The organism is Micromonospora sp. NPDC050686, assembly GCF_040654475.1.
Taxonomy (GTDB): Bacteria; Actinomycetota; Actinomycetes; order Mycobacteriales; family Micromonosporaceae; genus Micromonospora.
The window spans coordinates 1-6,715 of record NZ_JBFAID010000108.1 but is presented as its reverse complement, the minus strand read 5'-3'; the positions used below and the strand labels follow the sequence as shown (position 1 = coordinate 6,715).

At 71.0% G+C, this 6,715-nt stretch carries 3 protein-coding genes and 1 pseudogene; 1 reads left to right on the top strand and 3 read right to left on the bottom strand.

Going from position 1 to position 6,715, the window contains the following annotated elements:
- On the bottom strand, positions 1-2,495 hold a 2,495-nt coding region (locus tag AB0H57_RS32225), incomplete at its 3' end, for a M36 family metallopeptidase (RefSeq protein ID WP_357512449.1).
- 450 nt (positions 2,496-2,945) lie between these two features.
- Between AB0H57_RS32225 and AB0H57_RS32220 the strand changes: the two genes are divergently transcribed.
- Positions 2,946-5,951, top strand: a complete 3,006-nt coding sequence (locus AB0H57_RS32220) for a family 16 glycoside hydrolase (protein ID WP_357512447.1) — start codon at positions 2,946-2,948, stop codon at positions 5,949-5,951.
- A 64-nt stretch (positions 5,952-6,015) separates the two neighbouring features.
- Here the strand turns inward: AB0H57_RS32220 and AB0H57_RS32215 are convergent, their stop codons facing one another.
- Together AB0H57_RS32215 and AB0H57_RS32210 are read right to left on the bottom strand one after the other, a co-directional pair.
- Positions 6,016-6,357, bottom strand: a complete 342-nt coding sequence (locus AB0H57_RS32215; RefSeq protein WP_357512445.1) for a YciI family protein — start codon at positions 6,355-6,357, stop codon at positions 6,016-6,018.
- A 4-nt stretch (positions 6,358-6,361) separates the two neighbouring features.
- Positions 6,362-6,558, bottom strand: a pseudogene (locus tag AB0H57_RS32210) (cystathionine beta-lyase); the annotation flags it as partial.
- Between the last annotated feature and the right edge of the window lie 157 nt (positions 6,559-6,715).

Sequence of the window (6,715 nt, the reverse complement as noted above, 5' to 3'; positions counted from 1 at the left end):
GCCCGGCCGACGAAGTCGCCCCGGCAGGACGGGTGGGTGTCGAACGCCTCGCTGTTGTCGTCGCGGCTGGTGGTGCCCTGCACCGCGCTGTAGCCGACACCCCGGCGGGCGAAGGAGCCCCAGATGATGCAGGCGTTCTCGCCGCCGGTCAGCGCCGCGTCGGCGGCGATGATGGCGTTGCGGGCGGTGACGAAGCCAGGGCCGCAGCCCTGCATCTTCAGCCCGTCCATCACCAGCTGGATGGCCAGGTTGTTACCGCCGGTGTTCCAGGAGCCGTACACGTCGGGGTTGAACCCGTGCCGGTCGATCAGGTTCCAGGTCATGTCCCACAGCACCGACGTCCAGCCGTGGCCGATGCCGTGCGGGGCCGCCAGCGAGGTGCCGTTGAGCCAGCCGCCGGTCTTGATGCTGTCGTAGGTGAACGGCTGGATCTCCATGTTCCGCGAGTACGGCCGCGGCCGGATGCCGCCACCACTGCGGTCCTCCTGGAACAGCACGTACGGGCCCATGCCCCGCCGGCCGTCCGCGGTGTCCAGCTTCGGGTCGAGCGTCATGCTCAGGGCCAGGAAGTCGCTCCAGCCCTCACCCATCTGCTCGTTGCCGGTGAGGCAGTTGACCGTCGGGCCGCCGGTGAGCCGGTTGGAGATGCCGTGGGTGTACTCGTGGATGATCACACCCGCGTCGAAGTCGCCGTCGCGCATGGCCGGGTGGTTCGGGTGCTTGCGGACGTCGCCGGTGACGTCGCCGGCCGCGATGGCCGCCTTGATGGTGGCCCCGTCGGCCTGGGTGACCGCGACCGCCGGGATGGTGACCGGCGCGCTCGTCATGGCCCCGGTCAGCACCGGCGCGGCGCCGGTCGCGTTGTGCGCGATCACGACCGCCTTGCCGCCGAGGGCCTGGGCGGTCTGCACCCGCTGCAGGTAACTGCACGCCGTGGTGCCGCCGTCGACGACCGCGACCCAGTTCGTGGCCGGCGGCGTCGGGTACGCCGCGGCGGTGCAGCCGGTGCCGGCGTAGACCAGCCGGTGCCCGGGCAGGCCGGCGACGGTGGGCGCGGTGGAGAACCGCGACCAGGACGCGTCGAACGAGCCGACGCCGTCCACGACGACCTGGTTCGGGCTGCCGAACTGGGTGCCCGGCCACAGGTACATCTGCATCCGCGGGGTGCCGACGCCGTCCATCGCCGGGGTGGAGAAGTTGGCGTTGTTGGTGCCACCGCCGTCGGCCGCCTCGGCGCGGACGTAGTCCCCGCCGGCTCCGCCGCGGCCGTAGTTGTTGGCCTGGAAGTTCCCCGACGCCTCGTCGAAGCCGTACCGGTAGGTGACGTCGTGGATGATGTTGTTCCAGTAGAACAGGTTGTCGGTGGCCGCGTCCCGGTAGTTCTGGGGGTGCTCGGCCAGGTCCAGCGGGTGGTCGAAGGTCAGGCTCGCCCCGCCGTTCGGGCTGCTGTCCACGTCCGGCGCGTTGTTGTTGTCCTGGTCCTGGTACGCGTGGACGTTGTTGCCCTGGGTGGTGGTGTGCTCGGCACCCGGGGCCCCGTCGGTGTCGTGCCAGCCCTGCGGGGACGCGGTCCGGTCGGCCGGGTTGCTGACCACGGTGCGCGGGCCGTCGTTCGGGCTCTCCTTCGGCAGGGCGAACACCCGGTAGCTCGACCCGTCCTGGACCGGATCGGGCGAGCCGGCCGGCGCGGTGCCGGTGGCCGTCGTCGATCCGCTGGTGGCGCTGCCGCGGCCCAGGTTGGCCGCGATCTCGTCGGTGTTCTCGTGGTGCGTCCAGTCCTGCTGGTCGAGCAGGTCACCCGTGGCAGCGTCGACCGTGGCGTTCCACAGGTGGGTGTCGGTGGCGTCGTCGATCACGACCTGCCAGGCCAGGCGCAGCCCGCCGTCCTCGGTGGCCTGCCAGCCGAGCTTGGCCGGGATGGGCTGGTCGGAGATGCCGCTGCCGGAGACCACGGTGCGCTGAGCCGCGTCGGTGCTGCGACTCATCACCCGTGGGTTCTTCGGGGCGGCCAGGTCGAGGCCGTCGGCCGCCGCCTCCACCGCCTCCACCGCGTCCAGCGAGGCGGCGCGCGGGGCGGCCTCGGGCAGCCCGGTCACCAGCGAGTCGCCGGCGAAGACGACGCTGCCGTCGCGTGCCACGCTGACCGTGGCGGTGGCGCCGAAGATCTCCAGGCCCTCGTGGCGCTGCGCCAGGTTGATGTGGGTGACCCCGTTGTGCTTGCTGGTGTAGCTGGACGCGACCGCGAGGTCCCGCAGGTCACCGGCCTGTACGCCGTACCGGACGGGGTTGCCGCGCAGGTAGTCGATGGCGATCTTGTCCGGCGTGCCCTGGTTCGGTCCGGTCAGGAAGATCGGGTTGCGCTCCGCCGAGCCGGACTCCTCCGGCGCGGCCCAACCCGGTTTGGCGGCGAGGGACGTCAACGAGACGACGAGGGTGGTGGACAGCAGCAACGCCATGTTGCGCCGGCCACGGGGTGGACGAGGGCGTAGGGACACCGGTGCTCCTTCGTGGGTGGACAGGGGGTCATCCACCACCGCCGAGGCGGTCCGCTTGCTGGTCAGCAGCGATCGCCGGGTCGCGACCTGTGCTGGTCGGGGCCCGGGTCAGGTGAGTGGGCTCGACGCTACGGTGAGGATCCACCCTGGTCATCCGGCATATGTTCTGAAGCCTTCAAGGTCGGCTGCTACGGGTGTCGATCCCTGTGGCATACAGGTTGGACGGTCGAGGGCGCGCACGGCGCGGGGCGATGGGGCTGCAGTGGACGGCGGCGCTGGGTGAGGGTGTGGGGGGACTTTCCGCTCATCGATGCAAAAGCTTCGCTGAATCGAAGCGAAGTGATAGTGTCTGCGATCAATCTTTTGTGTCATGAGACGGTATCGACCGGTCGATGGAAGAAAGTTGGCACGGCTCCTTCCCCACCGGGACCCATCCCCACAGGAGGAACCATGATCGCCCCTAACGGATGGCCACGCCGCCGCCGATCCGCTCTCGCGGCCGCGGGGGCCGCGCTGGCGACCCTGCTCGTCGCGGCGCTCGGCACCCCGGCCGCCGCCGCACCCGCCGCCGCGGACGTCCCGCCGCAGGAGCCCGGCGTGACCCTGCGCTCGTACGACATGGGCGTCCCGCTGTCGGCGCTGTGCACGCTCAAGCCCGCCCAGACCCCGAACGTCGACAAGCTCATGGCCCAGATCAACTGGACCCGGGAGGACGAGTTCGGCCTCTCCGACCGGTTCGTCAGCCACGTCACCGCCAATCTCACGGTGCCCACCGACGGCGCCTACTCCTTCCGGCTCACCAGTGACGACGGCTCCCGCCTCACCATCGACGACCAGCGCGTGGTCGACCACGACGGGCTGCACGGCGAGACCGCCAAGGAGGGCTCGGTCACCCTCGGCGCCGGCCTGCACCCGCTGTTCGTCGAGTTCTTCGAGAACGGCGGCGGCCAGGTGCTGCGGCTGGAGTGGCGGCCCCCCGGCGCCGACACCTTCACGCTCGTGCCGACCAGTGCGCTGAGCACCGACGCCGGCGTCGTGCGGGTCACCGCCCCGGGGTGGAAGTACTGCGAGGGCGCCACCGACTCGGCCGGCGACGGCCTGCCACTGGACCGGGTGCACCCCGGGTACACCCTCACCGATCTGCGTCCGGCGGGCTTCCAACCACAGGTCACCGGCATGGCGTTCCGACCCGACGGCGACCTGGTGCTCTCGACCTGGGGCGGCACCGACAACACCACCGGCGAGATCTACGTGGTCGAGGGCGTCACCGGCCCGACCGCCCCCGATCAGGTGACCTATCGCAAGTTCGCCGACGGGCTGCGGGAACCGCAGGGTGTCGCGGTGGTCGACGGCACCGTCTACGTCAGCCAGAAGCACGAGCTGACGGCCCTGCGCGACACCGACGGCGACGGCGTCGCCGACGACCGCCGCACGGTGGCGACCTGGCCGTGGGGCCGCAACTTCCACGAGTTCGCCTTCGGCCTGCTCTACCGGGACGGGTACTTCCACCTGAACCTCTCCGTGGCGATCAACTACGGTGGCGCCACCACGGTGCCGCAACCCGCGCGGGATCGCGGCACCTCGATCAAGGTGAACGCCAGGACCGGTGAGATCACCTACGTCGCGGGCGGGCTGCGCACCCCCAACGGGATCGGGTGGGGACCGCGGGGCGAGGTCCTCGTCACGGACAACCAGGGCGGCTGGCTGCCCGCGAACAAGCTGGTCCAGATCAGACCGGGCGCCTTCTACAACCACTACACGACGCCCGCGGGCCGGTTCGACGACAAGCCGGTGACCCGTCCCATCGTCTGGTTGCCACAGAACGAGATCGGCAACTCGCCGTCCACCCCGGTGCTGCTCAAGCAAGGCCCGTACGCCGGGCAGCTGGTGGTCGGCGACGTGACCTACGGCGGCCTCCAGCGGGTCTTCCTCGAGGAGATCGAGGGGCAGTACCAGGGCGCGGTGTTCCGCCACACCCAGGGCCTGGAGTCCGGCATCAACGAGGTGGCGCTCGGCCCTGACGGCGCGCTCTACGTGGGTGGCCTGGGCGCCGGCGGGAACTGGGGCCAGGAGGGCAAGCTCACCCACGGCCTGCAGAAGCTCACCCCCAACGGCACCTCGGTCTTCGAGGTCAAGCAGATGCGCGCCTCGCACGTCGGGTTCGAACTGGAGTACACCGAGCCGCTGTCGGCCGAGACCGCCGGCAAGCTCGCCGACGCGTACCAGGTGACGCAGTGGCGCTACGGCGCGACCAGCCAGTACGGCGGGCCCAAGCTCGACCTGGAGACGCTCAAGGTGGCCAAGGCCGAGCTGTCGGCCGACCGCCGCACCGTCAAGCTCAAGATCCCGGGCCTGAAGGAGAACCGGGTGGTGCACGTGCGCTCCCCGCGTCCCTTCTCGTCGGCTGCCGGCGAGCAGCTGTGGAACACTGAGGCCTGGTACACGCTCAACGAGATCCCGGGACGGGTGGTGCAGCCGCAGACCTTCTTCGAGGCCGAGGAGGGGCGTACGGTCGCCGTGGGGATGGCCACCGACCACGCCGCCTACTCCGGCGCCGGCTTCGCCGCCGGGTTCGCCCAGGACGGCTCGTCGACCAGCATCTCCGTCGAGGTCCAGCAGGCCGGGACGTACGACCTGGCGATGCGCTACAGCAACGGGCCGAACCCCTACTCCGGCCAGAAGCAGCTGAGCCTGTACGTCAACGGCCAACGGGTCGAACAGACGGTCTTCCCCTCCACCGTCACCTGGGAGGAGTGGGGCACCGTCAGCACCACCGTGCCGCTGGTCAAGGGGCGCAACATCGTCGAGTACCGCAAGGAGGCGGCGGACTCGGGGCACGTGAACCTCGACGTGCTCGCCGTCCGGCCGCACGGCGAGCGCATCACGCTCTTCGACGGTGGTGAGCTCACCGAGTGGCAGCACACCGACGGGCGCGAACCGGAGTGGACGGTCGCCAACGGCGCGATGACCGTGCGCAACGGCGACCTGCGCACGGTGGACGCATTCGGCGACTTCCGCCTGCACGTGGAGTTCAACCTGCCGTTGTACCCGCCGGACGTGACCGGCCAGGCGCGCGCCAACAGCGGCGTGTACCTGCAGGACCGATACGAGATCCAGGTGCTGGACTCATTCGGCATCGACCCGCCGAAGACCAACGACGCTGCGGCCATCTACACCCAGAAGGCCCCCGACGTGAACGCGGCGCTGCCGCCCGAGACGTGGCAGACGTACGACATCACCTACCGGCAGGCCCGCTACGACGCGGCCGGCCGGAAGGTGGCGAACCCGCGCGTCACGGTGGTGTGGAACGGCGTCACCGTGCACGACGACGTCGAGATCCTCGGCCCGACCGGCGGCAGCCGGCCCGAGGGCCCGGCGACGGGCGCGATCCGGCTCCAGGACCACGGCAACCCGGTCCAGTACCGCGACATCTGGATCGAGCCGCTGGACCGGTAACCTCGAAGCCGACCGGAACGCGACGGCCGGACCGGTTCGCCGGTCCGGCCGCCGCTCCGGCGCCCTACCCGCCCGCGGGCCCGTCGTGCAGCGGCCAGACCTCGACCACGCCCTGGGCCACCGCGCACGGCGTCCGGGCGGCCATCGCCACCGCCGCCTCGATGCTGTCCGCCTCGATCACCGCGAAGCCGGCCACCGGCAGGGCGGACCGCAGGAAGGGCCCCTCCCGGGTCTCGGTCCCGGCCGCGTCGTGGTTGCGGACCTGGACCGGGGTCCCGGCGATGCCCATCCGCGCGCCTGCGGCGAGGAGTTGATCGTCGTGCGCGTGCGCCTGGTCCCGTACGCCCGGGTCGGTGCGGTCGTATCCGTCCTGGTCGCCGTAGCCGATGGTGATGAACGTGGGCATGGTGCTACTCCGTTCGTGATCGGGGGTACGCGTCGGCCGCCCGCCCCATCCGGGTGACCGCCTCGGTGAGGATCTCGGGTGAGGCGGCGAAGTTGAGTCGTACGTCCCGCCGGTGCCGAAGACGTGCCCGGAGCTGACGGCCACCCGTGCCCGGTCCAGGAACATCCGGGCCGGTCCGGCGAGCTCGCTGGCCACGCCCGGCTACGGGACGAAGCGCGCCCCGGGCAGCGCCAGCGGGGCGTGGAGCCTCCCATGCCGCCACCCTAGACGAGTAGTTCCGAAGCCGGTCAGTGGTCGTAGGCGATCAGGGATCGGGTGACGGGTGCGCCGGTTTTGTTGTTGTGCCAGATGGCGGCGG